The organism is Eikenella corrodens, assembly GCF_003990355.1.
In the GTDB taxonomy this organism is placed as follows: Bacteria; Pseudomonadota; Gammaproteobacteria; order Burkholderiales; family Neisseriaceae; genus Eikenella; species Eikenella corrodens_B.
In genome coordinates, this window is record NZ_CP034670.1 from 1,921,171 (window position 1) to 1,936,794 (window position 15,624).

General features: G+C 58.7%; 13 protein-coding genes. 2 read left to right on the plus strand and 11 right to left on the minus strand.

Annotated features, from left to right (window positions below; translation table 11 throughout):
• The first annotated feature begins 135 nt into the window (after window positions 1-135).
• Together ELB75_RS09690 and ELB75_RS09695 are read left to right on the plus strand one after the other, a co-directional pair.
• Window positions 136-450, plus strand: a complete 315-nt coding sequence (locus tag ELB75_RS09690) for a hypothetical protein (protein WP_126983735.1) — start codon at window positions 136-138, stop codon at window positions 448-450.
• Complete coding sequence (locus tag ELB75_RS09695) at window positions 447-1,463, plus strand: DUF1853 family protein (RefSeq protein ID WP_126983736.1); 1,017 nt, start codon at window positions 447-449, stop codon at window positions 1,461-1,463. The genes ELB75_RS09690 and ELB75_RS09695 overlap by 4 nt, the downstream gene beginning before the upstream one ends.
• 200 nt (window positions 1,464-1,663) lie before the next feature.
• On the opposite strand, the gene ELB75_RS09700 is transcribed toward ELB75_RS09695, so the two are convergent.
• From ELB75_RS09700 to ELB75_RS09750, 11 genes are all read right to left on the minus strand, one after another.
• On the minus strand, window positions 1,664-1,852 hold the full coding sequence (locus ELB75_RS09700) for a hypothetical protein (protein WP_126983737.1): 189 nt from the start codon (window positions 1,850-1,852) through the stop codon (window positions 1,664-1,666).
• 525 nt (window positions 1,853-2,377) lie between these two features.
• On the minus strand, window positions 2,378-2,869 hold the full coding sequence (gene ilvN, locus ELB75_RS09705) for an acetolactate synthase small subunit (RefSeq protein WP_035573514.1): 492 nt from the start codon (window positions 2,867-2,869) through the stop codon (window positions 2,378-2,380).
• The gene (gene ilvB, locus ELB75_RS09710; protein WP_126984281.1) at window positions 2,869-4,647 is read right to left on the minus strand and encodes a biosynthetic-type acetolactate synthase large subunit; all 1,779 of its coding nucleotides are present in this window, start codon (window positions 4,645-4,647) and stop codon (window positions 2,869-2,871) included. Before ilvB ends, ilvN begins: the two co-directional genes overlap by 1 nt.
• 413 nt (window positions 4,648-5,060) lie before the next feature.
• A complete protein-coding gene (locus ELB75_RS09715) occupies window positions 5,061-5,915 on the minus strand; it encodes an ABC transporter six-transmembrane domain-containing protein (RefSeq protein WP_126983738.1) in 855 nt (284 codons plus the stop codon).
• A gap of 148 nt (window positions 5,916-6,063) precedes the next feature.
• Window positions 6,064-6,906 (minus strand): BPSS1780 family membrane protein, encoded by an 843-nt coding sequence (locus tag ELB75_RS09720; protein WP_126983739.1) that lies wholly within the window; start codon window positions 6,904-6,906, stop codon window positions 6,064-6,066.
• A 309-nt stretch (window positions 6,907-7,215) separates the two neighbouring features.
• Window positions 7,216-9,255: an ATP-dependent DNA helicase RecG gene (gene recG / locus ELB75_RS09725; RefSeq protein WP_126983740.1), complete on the minus strand. Its 2,040-nt coding sequence runs from the start codon at window positions 9,253-9,255 to the stop codon at window positions 7,216-7,218.
• 178 nt (window positions 9,256-9,433) lie between these two features.
• Window positions 9,434-10,027 carry an SMC-Scp complex subunit ScpB gene (gene scpB / locus ELB75_RS09730; protein ID WP_126983741.1) on the minus strand — a complete coding sequence of 198 codons (594 nt, stop codon included), beginning with the start codon at window positions 10,025-10,027 and terminating at the stop codon, window positions 9,434-9,436.
• Between the two features lie 64 nt (window positions 10,028-10,091).
• Window positions 10,092-11,027 (minus strand): Imm51 family immunity protein, encoded by a 936-nt coding sequence (locus ELB75_RS09735; RefSeq protein ID WP_126983742.1) that lies wholly within the window; start codon window positions 11,025-11,027, stop codon window positions 10,092-10,094.
• A gap of 26 nt (window positions 11,028-11,053) precedes the next feature.
• Window positions 11,054-12,109, minus strand: a complete 1,056-nt coding sequence (gene alr, locus ELB75_RS09740) for an alanine racemase (RefSeq protein WP_126983743.1) — start codon at window positions 12,107-12,109, stop codon at window positions 11,054-11,056.
• A 255-nt stretch (window positions 12,110-12,364) separates the two neighbouring features.
• Window positions 12,365-13,318, minus strand: coding sequence for a peptidylprolyl isomerase (locus ELB75_RS09745; protein ID WP_126983744.1), 954 nt, complete (start codon window positions 13,316-13,318; stop codon window positions 12,365-12,367).
• Between the two features lie 15 nt (window positions 13,319-13,333).
• Window positions 13,334-15,607, minus strand: coding sequence for an LPS-assembly protein LptD (locus ELB75_RS09750; RefSeq protein ID WP_241236066.1), 2,274 nt, complete (start codon window positions 15,605-15,607; stop codon window positions 13,334-13,336).
• Window positions 15,608-15,624: the final 17 nt, after the last annotated feature.

Consider the following 15,624-nt stretch of genomic DNA (forward strand, 5'->3'; position numbering starts at 1 on the left):
CCTACGCCTGCCAACTGTGCCGCCTACCCAACGGCGACCTCGTCCTCATCAGCTACGACGCTCTCGATAGCGGCAACGCCGCCGACTGGCTGTCCGAACGCATCGTCAAACTCTCCGCCGCCGCCGCAAGCTGCCTTGTCCCCCCTGCTGCACAGCCTGCTGCCCACCAAACAAACCGTCAGCCCAACCCAACTGAACGAAAGCCGTCTCATGCAACGCATCACCCGCTTCAGCGGCTACCCCGCCACCAAAAAATTCGATATCGAAAGCAGCCTGGTACTGCTGCTCGCCACACCCGGCCAAACCGTCCGCCTGCTGCCTTCCCGCCGCGAACCCAACGGCGGCTTCAGCCATCCTGCCCACCAAGCCATCGACACCAACTTAAGCCATCCCGGCTTTCTCCAACACCTGCAAACCGCCTTTGCCCGCTGCCTTCCCGCCCAACCATGAACTACGCCCTCGATGCCATCTGGTGGCGGCTGCGCCACCCCGCCGTGCGCGACCTCGCCGCCCTGCTCACCGCACCACCCCTGTGGCACAGCGGCTGCGAGCTCCCCATCCCCCGCCTGCTCGGCAGCCAAGGCTTCCGCTTCCTGCTCAGCCTCGACGACGCCCCTGCCCCACTGACGCAATGGCTCGAACAAGAAGCCCCCTTCGGCCACCGCCTAGGCCGCTACGCCGAAAGCCTGCTCGCCTTCTGGCTGGCCCACGCCCCCCATTGCCAACTCATCGCCCGCAACCACCCCGTCCATAGCGAAAGCGGCCACACCCTCGGCGCCGCCGACTTCCTCTGCCTGCTCGACTCCACCCCCTACCACCTCGAACTCACCTGCAAATACTACGGCGGCACAGCACCCGACGACTTCCAAGGCCTCAACCCCGCCGACACCCTGCTCGGCAAAGCCGCCAAACTGCAACAACAATGCTGCCTCCTCCACACCCCCCAAGCCCGCGCCCAACTGCCCGCCCCACTCCAAGGCTACCTGAAAACGAGCGAAGCGAGTTTCTGCAAAGCTAAAACGAACGCAGTGAGTTTCTGCGAAGCTAAAACGAGCGAAGCGGGTTTCTGCGAAGCTAAAACGAGCGAAGCAAACCCCTGCAAAACCAATACAGGCGAAACAGATTTGCACAAAGCAAAAAACCTTAGCAGTTCAGCCCTACACACCGCCACCATCATCCGCGGCACCGGCTTCACCCCAAACGGCAGCCTCAACGGCAGCCCCCTCAATCCCCTCGGCTGGAGCGGCCTCCTCCTCCCGCAATGGGCAGACTACCCCGCCCAAGCCGCACAACGCTTCTACCCCCTGCCCCGCCTCGCCTACCTCGCCCCCGCCCGCGTCCCGTTTGAACAAACCATCAGCGCCGCCGAACTCGCCCGCCGAGCCCCCGGCCTCATCGCCGTGGTCGAACCACGCCCCGACGGCATGTGGCACGAAACCCAACGCCTGATGTGCCGCGGCTGAATAGCCATACCGAACAACAAAAAGGCTGCCTGAAACCATCCAAACGGTTTTCAGGTAGCCTTTCTATAGTGAATTAACAAAAACCAGTACAGCGTTGGCTCGCCTTGCCGTAACGTGTGTACTGTCTGCGGCTCGCCGCCTTGTCCTGATTTTTGTTAATCCACTATAACGGGCAGATATAGAAACAGTAACACAGCTGCCTAGCGCGTTACCTCCACCCCCACGCCCACTTTGCCATAAGGCGTCACGCTGCTATTGCCGTTGCCCAAATCCACCGAGCCGCGCGCACCCACATGGCCATCGCCGCCGCTCACGCCTACGCCGGCACCGCAGGCCGACAACAGGGCAGCCAACACCGCCGCAGCGGCCAACCGATATGTTGCTTTCATGTTTTTTCCTTTCACAGGGTTGAACACAATTATCCGTAAATAATAGCATAATCTTTTTTCAGGTAGCCTCTACGGCGGCTGCAGGCCGGATACCGGCATCCGACACAGCCGTAAGCCAGCATTGCCATACCGACAGATTACCTTAGGATGTGCGGAACACACGCCATCCCAAACCTTGCGCGCGCGTTCTGCATGCACCCTAAACGGCTACGGCTTTTCAGGCAACCCCAAAAGAAAGAAAGGCTACCTGAAAAGTTTCAGGCAGCCTTTTCTTGTTTCGTGCCGCAGGGCGTAGGTTGGGTTGATAAACCCAACATTCTGCTATTGGTTGGGTTACGCCCGTGGCTAACCCAACCTACGCTCTATGGATTTTCAGGTAGCCTGAAAGAGAGAAAGGCTACCTGAAAAATATTTGCTTGGTTTCAGGTAGCCTCTACGGCGCAGCGGCCGGCCGGATAGGGTATCCGACATTTCATACAAAGGCTGTTTGAAAATTCACGGCAGGCTTGGGCCTGCCCGGCAACATCAAATCTTCAAAATCCGCTCGCCGCGCCCGATGCCGGCGGCACCGGTGCGCACGGTTTCCAGAATCAAGCCTTTGGGCACGGTTTCGAGAAAGCTGTCGAGTTTGTCGCTGGTGCCGGTGATTTCGATCACATAGCTTTTATCGGTTACGTCCACCACCTGGCCGCGGTAAATATCGGTCAGGCGCAGGAGCTCATCGCGGTCTTTGCCCAAGGCGCGCACTTTTACCAACATCAGTTCGCGTTCCACATGGCGGCAATTGTTGAAGTCGATTACTTTCACCACCTCCACCAGCTTGTTGAGCTGCTTGGTAATCTGCTCGAGCACTTGGTCGTTGCCTCGGGTAACGATGGTCATGCGCGAGAGGGTCGGGTCTTCGGTGGGGGCTACGGAAAGCGCATCGATGTTGTAGCCGCGCGCGGAAAAGAGGCCGACCACGCGGCTCATGGCGCCGGATTCGTTTTCCATCAGAATGGATAAAATGTGTCGCATCATGGCACGCTCCTTGTGTCATAGTGGCGGTCGGTTACTTCGTTTACATCGGAATCGGCTTTGCGCTCGCGCATATGCGGCGGCAACACCATTTCGTCCAAGCCTTTGCCGTTGCCCACCATGGGGAAGACGTTTTGTTTGGGATCGACGGCGAAATCCATAAACACCAGCCTGTCTTTCAGTGCGAGGGCTTCGCGCAGCGCGCCTTCCACGTCGGCCGGCTTTTCAATGCGCATGCCCACATGGCCGTAGGCTTCGGCCAGTTTCACGAAATCGGGCAGCGTGTCGAAATAGGTTTCGGCTTCGCGGTTGCTGTAATACAGCTCCTGCCATTGGCGCACCATGCCGAGGTAGCCGTTGTTCAGGCAGATGATTTTCACCGGCAGGTTGTATTGTTTGCAGGTAGCCAGCTCTTGGATGTTCATCTGAATCGAGCCTTCACCGGTGATGCAGCAAATATCGCGATCCGGTGCGGCCAGATACGCGCCCATGGCATAAGGCAGACCCACGCCCATGGTGCCAAGGCCGCCGGAATTGAGCCATTGGCGCGGCTGGGAGAAGGGGTAATACTGCGCGGCAAACATTTGGTGCTGCCCCACGTCGGCAGTGATGATGGCGTTGCCCCGGGTTACTTCGGCCAGGGTGCGCACCACCTGCTGCGGCAGGATAATGTCTTCATGCGGCTCGATGGCGAGGCAGTCGCGGCTGCGCCAAGCTTCGATGCGCTGCCACCATTTTTCCAGATTGGCCGGATTAAACTGCAATTCCTGCTTGCGCCACAGGCCGATCATTTCCTCCAACACGTTTTTCACGTCGCCCACAATCGGCACATCGGCCTTCACGCGCTTGGCGATGCTGGAAGGATCGATGTCGATGTGGATAATTTTCCTCGGCTGTTCCAGGAATTTGGCCGGCACGGAAATTACGCGGTCGTCAAAACGCACGCCCACGGCCAAAATCACATCGGCATCGTGCATGGCCAAGTTGGCCTCGTATGTGCCGTGCATACCGAGCATGCCGAGGAAGCGGCGGTCGGAAGCGGGATAGCCGCCCAAACCCATCAGCGTGCCGGTGCAGGGAATGTTCAAAAGCTGCACCAATTCGGTGAGCTGTTTGGCCGCATTGCCCAAAATCACGCCGCCGCCGAAATACACCAGCGGGCGTTTGGCCGCCGCCAGCATCTGCACCGCTTTTTTAATCTGGCCGATATGGCCGTGCGTAACCGGCTGGTAGGAACGGATAAAAATATCTTCCTGCGGATAGCTGAACTTAGAAAGCGCCTGCGTAGCATCTTTAGTGATGTCCACCACCACCGGGCCGGGGCGGCCGCTCTGCGCGATTTGAAACGCCTTTTTGATGGTGGGCGCGATTTCGTCCACCTCGGTGACTAGGAAATTGTGCTTCACGCACGGGCGGGAAATGCCCACCATATCAATTTCCTGAAACGCATCCGAGCCCACCGCGGGCGAAGGCACCTGGCCGGAGATCACCACCAGCGGGATGGAGTCGCTATAGGCCGTGGCAATGCCGGTGATGGCGTTGGTGGCGCCCGGGCCGGAAGTAACCAGCGCCACGCCCACCTTGCCGCTCACGCGCGCATAGGCATCGGCGGCATGCACCGCAGCCTGCTCGTGGCGTACCAGAATATGCTCGAATTTGTGGAGTTGGTAGAGAGCGTCGTAGATTTCCAAAACCGCGCCGCCGGGATAGCCGAACACGTATTCCACGTTTTCGGCCTTAAGACTTTGCACCAATATTTGTGCGCCTGATAACTGCATCAAACCTCTCCTTTTATGCACATCAGCCGACAGTCGGCGGCAGCTTTACCCCGGCATGGTAGTGCGCTGGCTGAAGCCGGGCGGATTTAAGGTACGCAAAACGGCAACAACCGGTAACAGTCTGCACGCCGCACCCTCGGAAGAGATGCGGGGTTGTGTAAAAAAAGAAAAATCAAGATACCGCAGCGCGGCATAAAAAACAAGAGCAGGCAGGAAAAATACTGCATCAGAGGCATGATTAACTAGCTAACGCCGAGCAATCACTAAGAAAATGCCACTTCACTTAAAAAAGCGGAAATAAGCTATCGAATAATATCGGCTGGCAGCTATGCTGCGAAAACAAAGGCTACCTGAAACCGGAAGCATGCCGGTTTTCAGGTAGCCTTTTCCTATCCATCTAAACCACAGTACAACTACATTTCAACCCGCTTACCGATATCTTTGAGTTTGGCATACTGCTCCAAAAGCTGCGGGCTATCGTCCAAGCTCATGGCAAAGTTCCACAGATAAGTGGTTACGGAGTAAACGTGCCCCGCGCTACCATAGCCCTGGAGGGTAAGCAGCAACAATGCCGTACCGAACAGGAAGCTCAGCGCCAGCCCTATAGTCAGGAAGCTGGCAGCTTCACGATTGGAAATCAGAATCCGTAGGCGGGCGGAGAAGGAATAATGTTTCAACAAAGTATGCTCGCCAGCCGTACCCGCCAAATCCACTTCCTTTTCCAAGCGGTTGTTCAGGCGGTGGTAGAGCCGATCATTCACGGCAGCAAAACGCGGCACCAACAGAGCAAACACCGCCGCCACCAACAGTGCCGCAGCGCCCACCCAAAACTCAATCACCAGCAGCATCACCACCGAGCCAACGGCGGAAAACACTGAAGTAGTAAACAAGGGGAGGTGCAACTCGAAAAAATCCACAAACTCACGGGAAAGAGCTACACGGGCAGCGGTTTCCGAATGGCTGCTCCCACTTTCGCGCTGGCGCAGAATTACTGGCACGGCTGTTTCGGCATAGATTTTGGCAAAGGCTCGAGTATCCACACTGCGGCGTGCTGCTGACACGCTGTAAATCACAATCATCAGCAGCGCATAACCTGCCGCACCCCACAAGCTGCCGGACACCACCTGGTTGATGGCGAAGCCGGCAAACAACGGATAAGTATTGATAAGCAGGTTTTCCGCTGCCACCAGAGAGAACGTTCCGATGAGACGGCGGCGGTTTTGGGCAGCGATGGCTTTGAGGGTTTGGAAGGCTGATGGGGAGGGCATGGTGTGGAGTGTGTTTGGAAGATTTTTGAGATAACCGGCTTGTTTTTCAGGCAGCCTTTTGGCAGCGACCCATATTATACAAAACAGGCTACCTAAAACCGGAACACTAGATTTTCAGGTAGCCTGTTGCCTGGAATGGAAGGATAGGCTATTCCCGCTCAAAAAACAGATCGCGGTAAACCGCATAAGGCAGGATAAACAGCACCGGCAGGCAGGCCAGCACGGCAACGGCCAGCAGCACCAGGGCAGCTTTGCCCAATCCCGGCGCGAGCGAGGCCAAGAAGCCTGTCAAAACCGCACCGCTAAATATCACGCCGAGGAAGGCCAAAAATATAAGCAGCGAACACCAAAACGCACCGCCGATGTTGCGGAGAAAGCCTTTCAGGCTCAGGCCGATGGCGCGGAACAGCTTTTCGCCTTGCAGGATAATCAGCGTGGGGGTAAGGAAAGTGAGAGACAAATAAACAATGGCGAAAACCAAATTCATGGCCTTCAGGTTGTTTGGCATCCCTTCCTGCACATTGTCCAAATATGCCTGCAACACATCACTACCGAATACAAAGTAAACGATTGCGCCGTACAGCAAGGTTAGGGCAAAAGTAAACAGCCCCACACCCAACAGGCTCAAAGCCCGCTCCCGAAAGCCGGTAGAAAAAATATCGCCGATACTGAAATTACCATACTGCTCGGTGTCTTGCGCCGCATAGGCCACACCGGCCAATAGGAAGGTCATCAGCGGCGGCTGCAACAGCGGGCCGACGATAGGGATAAGTGCAATAACAACGTTGGCAAGCAGAATCAGCAGCACCGCACCCATCCATTTGCCCGGCCGCTGTTTAAACAAGCTCCATGCATCACGCAGCCAGCCCATCGCCCGCCCCATGCCCACGGCCTGCGGCTCGCCCAAATAGCCGTCGTCTTCAATGCTGCGGGAGATTTCTTCAAACGGCGTGCTCGGCGGGGCATAACGGTTAAAATCTTGATTGTTCATGCTTTACTCTTTTTGTTGATTAATCAGAAGAAGTGTGGATTTTATCAGCAAGCCGGCGGGCGGCGGAAATACGGCGGGCATCGGGCGGGATATTGTGGCGGAAACACACAGCGGCGCAACCATGCCGCTTTCTATAAAGAAATGATTCAGCCATAGCGCACACCGGATTTTCAGGTAGCCCGATGAAGGCTACCTGAAATTCTAGCTCCGCAGAGCCCTTCTCCCACGGAAGTCCGATCCGATCCAAAGAAACCCGCTTCACTGGTTTTAACCGCGTTGAAGCTTCGCTTTCAGATAGCCTTTGCCCGTTCACACGCCCAAATAACCTTCGCGGCTGGCCAGCCAGCGTTCTAGGTGTTTTTCCACAATATCGGGGTGGCGGGCGATGAGCTCGGGCGCGATCCGGCGGGCGGCTTCCAAGAGGGGCAGGTCTTGCTCCAAATTGGCGAAACGCAGCATGGGCAGGCCGCTTTGGCGGGCGCCGAGGAATTCGCCGGGGCCGCGGATGTTGAGGTCTTGGTGGGCGATTTCAAAGCCGTCGGTATTTTCGTAGATCACCTTGAGGCGGGCTTTGGCGGTGTCGCCCAAGGGCTCGGCAAACAGCAGCACACAGCTGGATACCGCGGCGCCGCGCCCTACCCGGCCGCGCAATTGGTGCAGCTGGGAAAGCCCCATGCGCTCGGCGTGTTCGATCACCATCAGGGCGGCGTTGGGCACGTCCACCCCCACTTCGATCACGGTGGTGGCCACCAGCACATGGATGCGCCCGGCGGCAAATTCAGCCATCACGGCGGCTTTCTCCGCGCTTTTCATGCGGCCGTGCACCAGGCCGATGGTGAGCTCGGGCAGGGCGGCCTGCAGCTCGGCGAGCGTATCGGTGGCGGTTTGCAGCTGCAGCGCTTCGCTCTCTTCAATCAGCGGGCACACCCAATAGGCCTGCCGCCCTTTTTTACAGGTAGCCAGCACAAAGCCTTCCACTTCGCGGCGGCGGATGTTGTTGACCAAGCGGGTTTTAATCGGTGTACGGCCGGGTGGCAGCTCGTCGATGATGGAAACGTCGAGGTCGGCAAAGAAGCTCATGGCCAGCGTGCGCGGAATCGGGGTGGCAGACATCATCAGCTGGTGTACGTCGCGGCCTTTATTTTTCAGGGCGAGGCGCTGCGCCACGCCGAAGCGGTGCTGCTCGTCCACAATCACCAGGCCGAGGTTTTGGAAGGATACGTCGTCTTGAAACAGGGCGTGCGTGCCCACGGCCAGGCGGATGCGGCCGTCAGCCAGCGCGGCTTTGGCTTGGTCTTTTTCTTTCTTTTTGAGGCTACCTGAAAGCCAGGCCACGCTGATGTCCAGCGGCTCGAGCCATTGGCGGAATTTGATGTGGTGCTGCTCGGCGAGGATTTCGGTGGGCGCCATCACGGCCACTTGCGCGCCTGCTTCGATGGCGGCCAGCGCAGAAAGCGCGGCCACGATGGTTTTGCCGCTGCCCACATCGCCCTGCAGCAGGCGGTGCATCGGGTGCGGCTGTGCCAAATCTTGGCGGATTTCGGCCAGCACGCGCTCCTGCGCGGCGGTGAGGGCGAAAGGCAGACTCTGCACCAGCGGTTTGGCCAGGCTGCCGTCGCCCACCAGCGGCACGGCCTGCCCACTGAGCCGCTGTGCACGGGCCAGACGCATGGAAAGCTGCTGGGCGAGCAGTTCGTCGAACTTCAGCCGCTGCCAGGCAGGCAGGCTGCCGTCCGACAATTGGCCGATGCTGTATTCGGGCGGCGGCGCGTGCAGAAGGTGCAGACTTTCGGCCAGCGGCGGCAGCTTGAGCTTTGCCAGCAGGCTTTCAGGTAACGTGTCGGCCAAATCGGTTTGCCCGAGGGCTTGGCGGATAATGCGGCGCAGCGTGGGCTGGCTGAGGCCGGACACGGTGGGATACACGGGAGTGAGGCTCTCGGCCAGGCTTTGGCTTGCCGCATCGCGGATTTTGGGGTGCACCATTTCGTCGCCGAAAAAGCCGTGGCGGATTTCGCCGATGGCGCGGATGCGTTTGCCTACGGCGAGCTGTTTTTGCTGACCGGGGTAGAAATGGATAAAGCGCAGGTGCAGCACACTGCCGGATTGGTCGCGGATTTGGGCAATCAGCTGGCGGCGCGGGCGGAACTGGATTTCCTGATGCGTCACTTCGCCTTCCACTTGGCAGGATACGCCCACGGGCGCGTCTTTGATGGGGGTAAGGTGGGTTTCGTCTTCGTAGCGCAGGGGCAGGTGCAGCACGGCATCCCACAGGCTGCGGATATGCAGCTTGGCGAGCTTGCCGGCGGTGGTGTCGGTGAGCTTGAGTTGTTGTTTGAAATCGGCGCTCATGGGATAAGGCTACCTGAAAGCGTGAGCTTCAACGCAGTTAAAACGAACGAAGTGAGTTTCTGCGAAGCTAAAGCGTGGGTTTGTGCGTGGCAGAAAGATGGCGGGATTGTACTGGAGCGGATGTTTTTCAGGTAGCCTTCATCAGGCTACCTGAAAATATTGGCCGCGCTTGAATGCCCTATTTCGCAGCCTCTTCTTCCACCATCCCTTTTTCTGCCGTGGTGCCGGAAATACCCAACTCCGGCAACACCAACTCGCCCAATTCGGCCAGGGGCGGCAGGGATTCGAGGGTGTCGATTTGCAAATCGGTGAGAAAGGTTTTGGTGGTGGCCCACAGGCTGGGACGGCCGATGGTGTCGCGTTTGCCCACGCTTTCTATCCAGCCGCGTTCCTGCAGGGTTTGCATCACGTTTTGCGACACCGCCACACCGCGGATGGCTTCGATGTCGCCGCGCGTGACCGGCTGGCGGTAGGCGATGATGGCCAAGGTTTCCATCACCGCGCGGGAGTAGCGCGGCGTGCGCTGTTCTTCCAAACTGCCGAGCCGCTCGAAGGCGGCAGAGGCTACCTGAAACCGCCAGCCCTCATGGGTGCGCACCAGTTGCAGCGCCCTGCCCTGCCAGCGCTGTTGCAGGGCTTCGAGCACGTCTTCGAGCTTGTCGGCAGAAAGCGGCGGCTCGCACAGGGCGCGCAGGCGGCGTTCGGGCAGCGGCTCGGGCTGGGTAAGCAGCACGGCTTCGATCAGGCTTTCGGGGGAAAGGGTGTGCGGCATGGGTGGTGTGATATGTGTTGGGCGAGTTTGACAAAACGTTGGGTATGAATGCCAGGCTGCTTTTTCAGGTAGCCTGCTTCCATTCCTTACGGATTGCGTTGATGGCTTTATCGTCAAATCTCCAAAGGAAAATGTCTTCGGCTTTGTCTTTGCGCTGATCCCCGCGCAGAAGGTATTCGGCGGCTTCGCGCACTGCTTTGGCTTTGTCATGGAGCAGCGGCTTAACTTTTTCCACATCAAATTCATACAGGTATAACAATCCGTACAGCGCTGCGTAACGGAATGCGGCTTTTTTGTGCGTCAGGGCTTGGTAGAAGGCTTCACGGCAACGCAAATCGGGCAAGTGACAGTCGCAAACAGATCTAAGGGCATAGAGTATTTCCAAATGCAGCTTTTCGCCGGGCTGATGATCCAACACGTCCAGCAACAGGCTGATAAGGTGCGGGTGGGCAAGATAGCTGTCGGCACGGCGGCGGGTTTGGCTGCGGGCTTCGGATTCGATGCGTTTGACGGCGCGGATTTTTTCTTCTTCCGTACCGTGTTCCAGCGCGGCTATATAGTCTGCATGGACAGGCGATAGAGCAGGAAACGGTACGTTATCGAGAAATTCCTGCTGTTTGGCCGGGTCGAGGCGCAGGATAAAGCCGCGCAACAACAACTCGTCGGCACGTTCGACGGAGATTTTGGGCTTGGCGGTGGCAGGGGCGGTATGCTGGCTTTCTTCGCCGCTGATTTCGCGCAGGGCTTGGCACAGGCGCAGTAGACTTTCGCGGTTGGCGGAATAGGCGCAAAACATACCAGCTTCGGAATCGAAGTGCAGCCCTTTGATTTGATGCTGCTTAGCAAGTTTTTTGGCGAGCTGTTGCAGGCCATAGCCCGCGCAACCTTTATCACCGAAATAGCTGTCAAAATAGTGGAAATCAGAGGTGATAACGGTGTCGTAGTCAGTTTGCTGCTCTTCACGGCTAATGAAGCGGCAGGGGAAGAAAGGGTTGCTCATGTTTCAGGTAGCCTTCAACTTATTGATTACTCTTGATACACATAATGGGCCCGTTTGATGTGGCACAGCAGCTCGTAGGAAATCGTACCGGCGGATTGGGCCACGGTGGCTACGGAAACGGCGTCGCCCCACAGCTCCACTTCGCTGCCCACGCCTTGATGATGGTCGAGCTCGACGGCGAGCATATCCATGCTCACGCGGCCGATGAGGCGGCTGGGCTGGCCGTTTACGGTGAGCGGGCAGCCGTTTTGTGCGGTGCGGGGGTAGCCGTCGGCATAACCGCAGGCAGCAATGCCGATGCGGGTGGAGCGTTCGGTGATGAAGGATGCGCCGTAGCCGACCGGCTCGCCGGGCTGGAGGGTACGTTCGGCAAAGATGCGGCTGGTGAGGCGCATCACGGGTTTGAGCTCGGGGCAGGCGCCGGGGAAGGGTTCGATGCCGTAGAGGGCGATGCCGGCGCGCCCCCAGTCGCGTCGGGCGGCGGGGTGGGCGATGATGGCGGCGGAGTTGGCGAGGCTCTGTGCGCCGGACAAGCCGGCCACGGCGGTGTCGAAGGCGGCCAGCTGGGCGGTGGTCATCGCTTGTTCCGGCTCGTCGGCGCGGGCGAAGTGGGTCATGTTCACAATATGCGCCACCTGCGGGCTTTGGCGCAGGGCTTGGTGGGCGGGGGCGAAGTTTTGCGGGAAGAAGCCCACGCGGTGCATGCCGGAATCCATTTTCAGCCAAACGGTTACCGGCTCGCGCCAGCGGTGTGCCAGTAGGCTTTCGAGCTGCCATTGGTTTTGTACGCCCGGCCACAGGCGGTATTCGTCCACCGCGGCGTATTCGGCGGGCTCAAACACGCCTTCGAGCATCACGATGGGCGCGCTGACGCCGGCTTGGCGCAGTTCGATGCCCTCATCCAGCGTGGCCACGGCGAAACCGTCGGCCAAATCGGCCAGCGCACGGGCGCAGCGCACGGCGCCGTGGCCGTAGGCATCGGCTTTCACCACGGCGAGCATTTTGTTGCCGTGCAGGCGTTTGAGCAGTTGGTAGTTGTGGCGCAGGTGGCTGAGGCGGATGGTGGCGGTGAGCGGGCGCATGGCGGGTCTCTCTTCTCTATCGGTTAGGGTTGGTATGGGTTTCAGGTAGCCTGTGAGGCTATCTGGAATTTTGTTCTGACTGAAGTTTTGCTTTCAAACAGCCTTGCCTGAACACGGCAGGCTACCTGAAAAATAAATACGGCATTGATGGCCTGTAACGGCCGATTGGCCGAACTTGAGGCTACCTGAAAATTTCAGGTAGCCTTTTAAAATCGGCCGCTGAAGGCGGTCAAACACCCTCTGCGGCCAATCTGCCTACTGTATCCGGATGGAAATAAAGCTGTTTTGGCGCAGCTGCTGAAGCAGGCCCTGCATAGCGGCTTGGGTTTTCTGGGCAGCGATGGCATCGTGTACGCCGGCGCGGATGCGGGCATCGGGCGTGTTCGGCGTGCGGGCTTCCACCAGGCGGATCACGTGCCAGCCGAACTGGGTGTGTACCGGTGCGCTCACCTGACCGGGTTTCAAACCGCGCATGGCACGTTCGAACTCGGGCACAGTTTCGCCTTCGGAGAGCCAGCCCAAATCACCGCCATTGGCAGCACTGCCGTCTTGCGAATACTGACGCGCCAGGGCGGAAAAATCGGCGCCGCGTTGGGCATTTTGCGCCAGGCGTTGCGCCAGCCGCTGGGCACGCTCGCCTTGGCTGGCAATCAAAATATGCTGGGCATGGTATTGGGTTTTGGGTGTGGCCTGCGGCAGGGTAATGCCTTGGGCACGGGCTCGGGCGATGGCGGCATTGATTTCGTCTTCGCTCACTTTGGCCTCGCCGGCAGTCTGCCCCTGCTGCACGCGTTGAGCAATCATGCTGTCGCGCACTTGGCGGCGCAGGGCGGTTTTGTCGATACCGAAGCGGGCTTGGGCAGCTTCAAACTGAGCCACGCTTTGGCGGCGGGAAGCGGCGATACGGGCAATTTCGGCTTCCACTTCGGCATCCGGCACTTGGATATTGTTGCGCCGGCCGGCCTGCACCAAAAGTGATTGGTTCACCAGCTGCATCAGAGTTTGCCGCTGCAATTCCTGCTCGGATACTTGCGTGCCGCGCGGCATTTGGCTGCGAGTGTGGGCCACGGCCTGATCAAGCTCGCGCTGGGTGATGACTTCGTTCTCCACCACGGCCACGATGTTGTCTACCGACCGCACGGTGTTGGCCGAGGCTACCTGAAAAGCCAGGCTCATGCCCAGCGCCAAAACCAAAGTTTTCATTTTCATTTACGCATTACCTCATCAATAGTTGGTGTAGCCAGGAATAGACTGGCGGATTTGTTCAAAAGGATTGTTGCCCAAGCTGCTCAAGTCGCGCAGGCGCAGCTGGAGGAAGAAGGCATTTTTGCTGGAATTCACGCCGTTCACATAATGCTGGCCGACGGCGCTCAGGCTCCAGCAGCCGCAGCCGCTGATGTACTCCATACCCAAAAGGTGTTCCACCGGCTTATGCTCGCTGAAGGAATAGCTGTGGCGGCCGACCAGGTATAGGTTGCGGTTTACCGGCCATTGGAAATACACGTCCGCCCGGCGTACTTTGCCGTATACGTCATCGTAAATTTCGCCGTGGCGGCGGTATTGGTAGCGCGCGCCCACGGTTTTGCCGGGCTCCGGGCTGTAGCGCAGGCCGAAATGATATTTGGCCGCGGCATTTTGGCTGGTGTCGTAGTGCACTTCGCTGTTCAGCCAGATATTGTCGGTTACCCGGCCGTCGGCAAAGGCCAGCAAATCGGAATGGCCGCTGCGCCGCTGCACGCGGCTGCCGTCGAGCAGCACATCGTCGCGGGTGAAATACAGGCGCTGGCCGAGGCCAGCGGAGAAACGCTCTTCGCCGTTTTTGGCGTCATACAGGCGGGTTTGCACGGCCATAGTGAGGAAGTTGGCGGCATTGATGCGGTCGTGGCCGGAGAAACGGTTTTCGCGGAACAGCTGGCTGTAGTTGAAGCTGTTTTCGGCAGTATCGAACAGCGGAATGTCGTTTTGCTGCTTGGTGGGGATGTAGGTGTAGAACAGGCGCGGCTCTAAGGTTTGCACATAATCGCGCCCCTGCCAGCTGGCCGGCCGTTCGAACACCATGCCGCTATCCACGCTTAAGGTGGGCAATATGCGGCTGAAATTGCGTGCCTGCGCGTCGTTGTGGCTGTCGAGGCTGTAATAAGTGGCGTGCAAGCCGAGCTTGGGTCGGACATAGCCCCAGCTGCGGTTGAATTCCGCGCTCACGCTGGGGTTGAGCACCAAACGGCTGCCTTCCTGTTTGCTGTCGTGGCGGAAGTTGCTGTATTGGCCGAACATTTGGAAGTTGACGATGCCGAAACGCTTCTGCCATTGGCTGCTTAGGCGCGGCAACAGGGAATAAGGTTGGTCACCTTTGTAGCCGTCGGCATTGGCCAGGGTTTGGTATTTCTGCACGGTGGCATAGCTGTCGAAGCGGCCGGTCCACAATTCGGTTTGGTGGCGCAACCACAGCTGGCGGTTGAGGTTGACATTGGTGGCAATGTCGGTGCGATTGTAGAAATCACGGTAGTAATCGTCGTCGGATACTTGGTGGAAATCTACGCCGCCGCTGAGGGTGCGGCTGAATCGGTGTTGGTGGTTCCAATCGACTTTGCTGCGGGTGTCGTGTCGGCTGAGCTGGTCTTTCGGCAGCACAGCCAAGCTGATGTCGCCCTGATATTTGGGCTGCAAATAACGGAACTGTCCGGCCAGCTGCAGGCCGCGCCGGCTATAGAGTTTGGGCGTGAGCGTGAGGTCGTAGTTCGGAGCCAGGTTGAAATAATAGGGAACGGTGATTTCTGCGCCGTCGGAACCGGCTTTAAAGGTGGGCACTAAAAATCCACTTTTGCGGTTGCCGTTGAGCGGAAAATCAATCCACGGCGTGTAAAACAGCGGCACGCCGCCCACCACCAGCGAAGCATGGCGCGCCACACCCACATTGCGTTCATAATCCGCCTCAATGCTTTTGGCGCGGATATACCAGCTCTCATCGCCCGGATTACACGTGTTGAAGCGGCCGTTTTCCAATCGGTAACGATTTTCACCGTCCATACGCAGGGTTTGGCTGGTGCCCTGCAAGCGGCGGCCGCTGCTGCTTTCGGCTTCAAAGCGGGCATTGGTGGCCTCGCCCTGACGGGTGTCCATCTTATAACGCAATCTCTCGCCGCTCACGCGCCCGCCGCCCTGCTCCAAGGTAAAGCGCTCACCGGCCTGCACGGTATCTTGCGGCTGATTGTAGTCAATCCATTGCGCATTAAGCACCTGGTTGCCACGCTCCACCACCACATCGCCCTCGGCACGTACGCGCACATCGCTCTGACCGATCACACGGTCGGCATTCACGCGGGTGGCACCTTCGGCCAATGCGCCTTCGCCGCTGGTTTTCACCGGCGCAATCATCTGTTTGGGCGCGTCCGGCCGGTGGCAGGCCGCACCGCCCTCTGCCGCCAGCGACAACGGCTCGGCCTGCAGCAGAGCCGGCAGGCTCAAACCGGCCAACACGGCGGCCGCTATCGGGCTCAATCGGAAAAAGCAAGACA

Coding starts and splice junctions, on each gene's coding strand:
- ELB75_RS09695 (WP_126983736.1), top strand. CDS start 447: ATGAACTACGCCCTCGATGCCATCTGGTGGCGGCTGCGCCACCCCGCC.
- ELB75_RS09700 (WP_126983737.1), bottom strand. CDS start 1,852: ATGAAAGCAACATATCGGTTGGCCGCTGCGGCGGTGTTGGCTGCCCTG.
- ilvN (WP_035573514.1), bottom strand. CDS start 2,869: ATGCGACACATTTTATCCATTCTGATGGAAAACGAATCCGGCGCCATG.
- ilvB (WP_126984281.1), bottom strand. CDS start 4,647: ATGCAGTTATCAGGCGCACAAATATTGGTGCAAAGTCTTAAGGCCGAA.
- ELB75_RS09715 (WP_126983738.1), bottom strand. CDS start 5,915: ATGCCCTCCCCATCAGCCTTCCAAACCCTCAAAGCCATCGCTGCCCAA.
- ELB75_RS09720 (WP_126983739.1), bottom strand. CDS start 6,906: ATGAACAATCAAGATTTTAACCGTTATGCCCCGCCGAGCACGCCGTTT.
- recG (WP_126983740.1), bottom strand. CDS start 9,255: ATGAGCGCCGATTTCAAACAACAACTCAAGCTCACCGACACCACCGCC.
- scpB (WP_126983741.1), bottom strand. CDS start 10,027: ATGCCGCACACCCTTTCCCCCGAAAGCCTGATCGAAGCCGTGCTGCTT.
- ELB75_RS09735 (WP_126983742.1), bottom strand. CDS start 11,027: ATGAGCAACCCTTTCTTCCCCTGCCGCTTCATTAGCCGTGAAGAGCAG.
- alr (WP_126983743.1), bottom strand. CDS start 12,109: ATGCGCCCGCTCACCGCCACCATCCGCCTCAGCCACCTGCGCCACAAC.
- ELB75_RS09745 (WP_126983744.1), bottom strand. CDS start 13,318: ATGAAAATGAAAACTTTGGTTTTGGCGCTGGGCATGAGCCTGGCTTTT.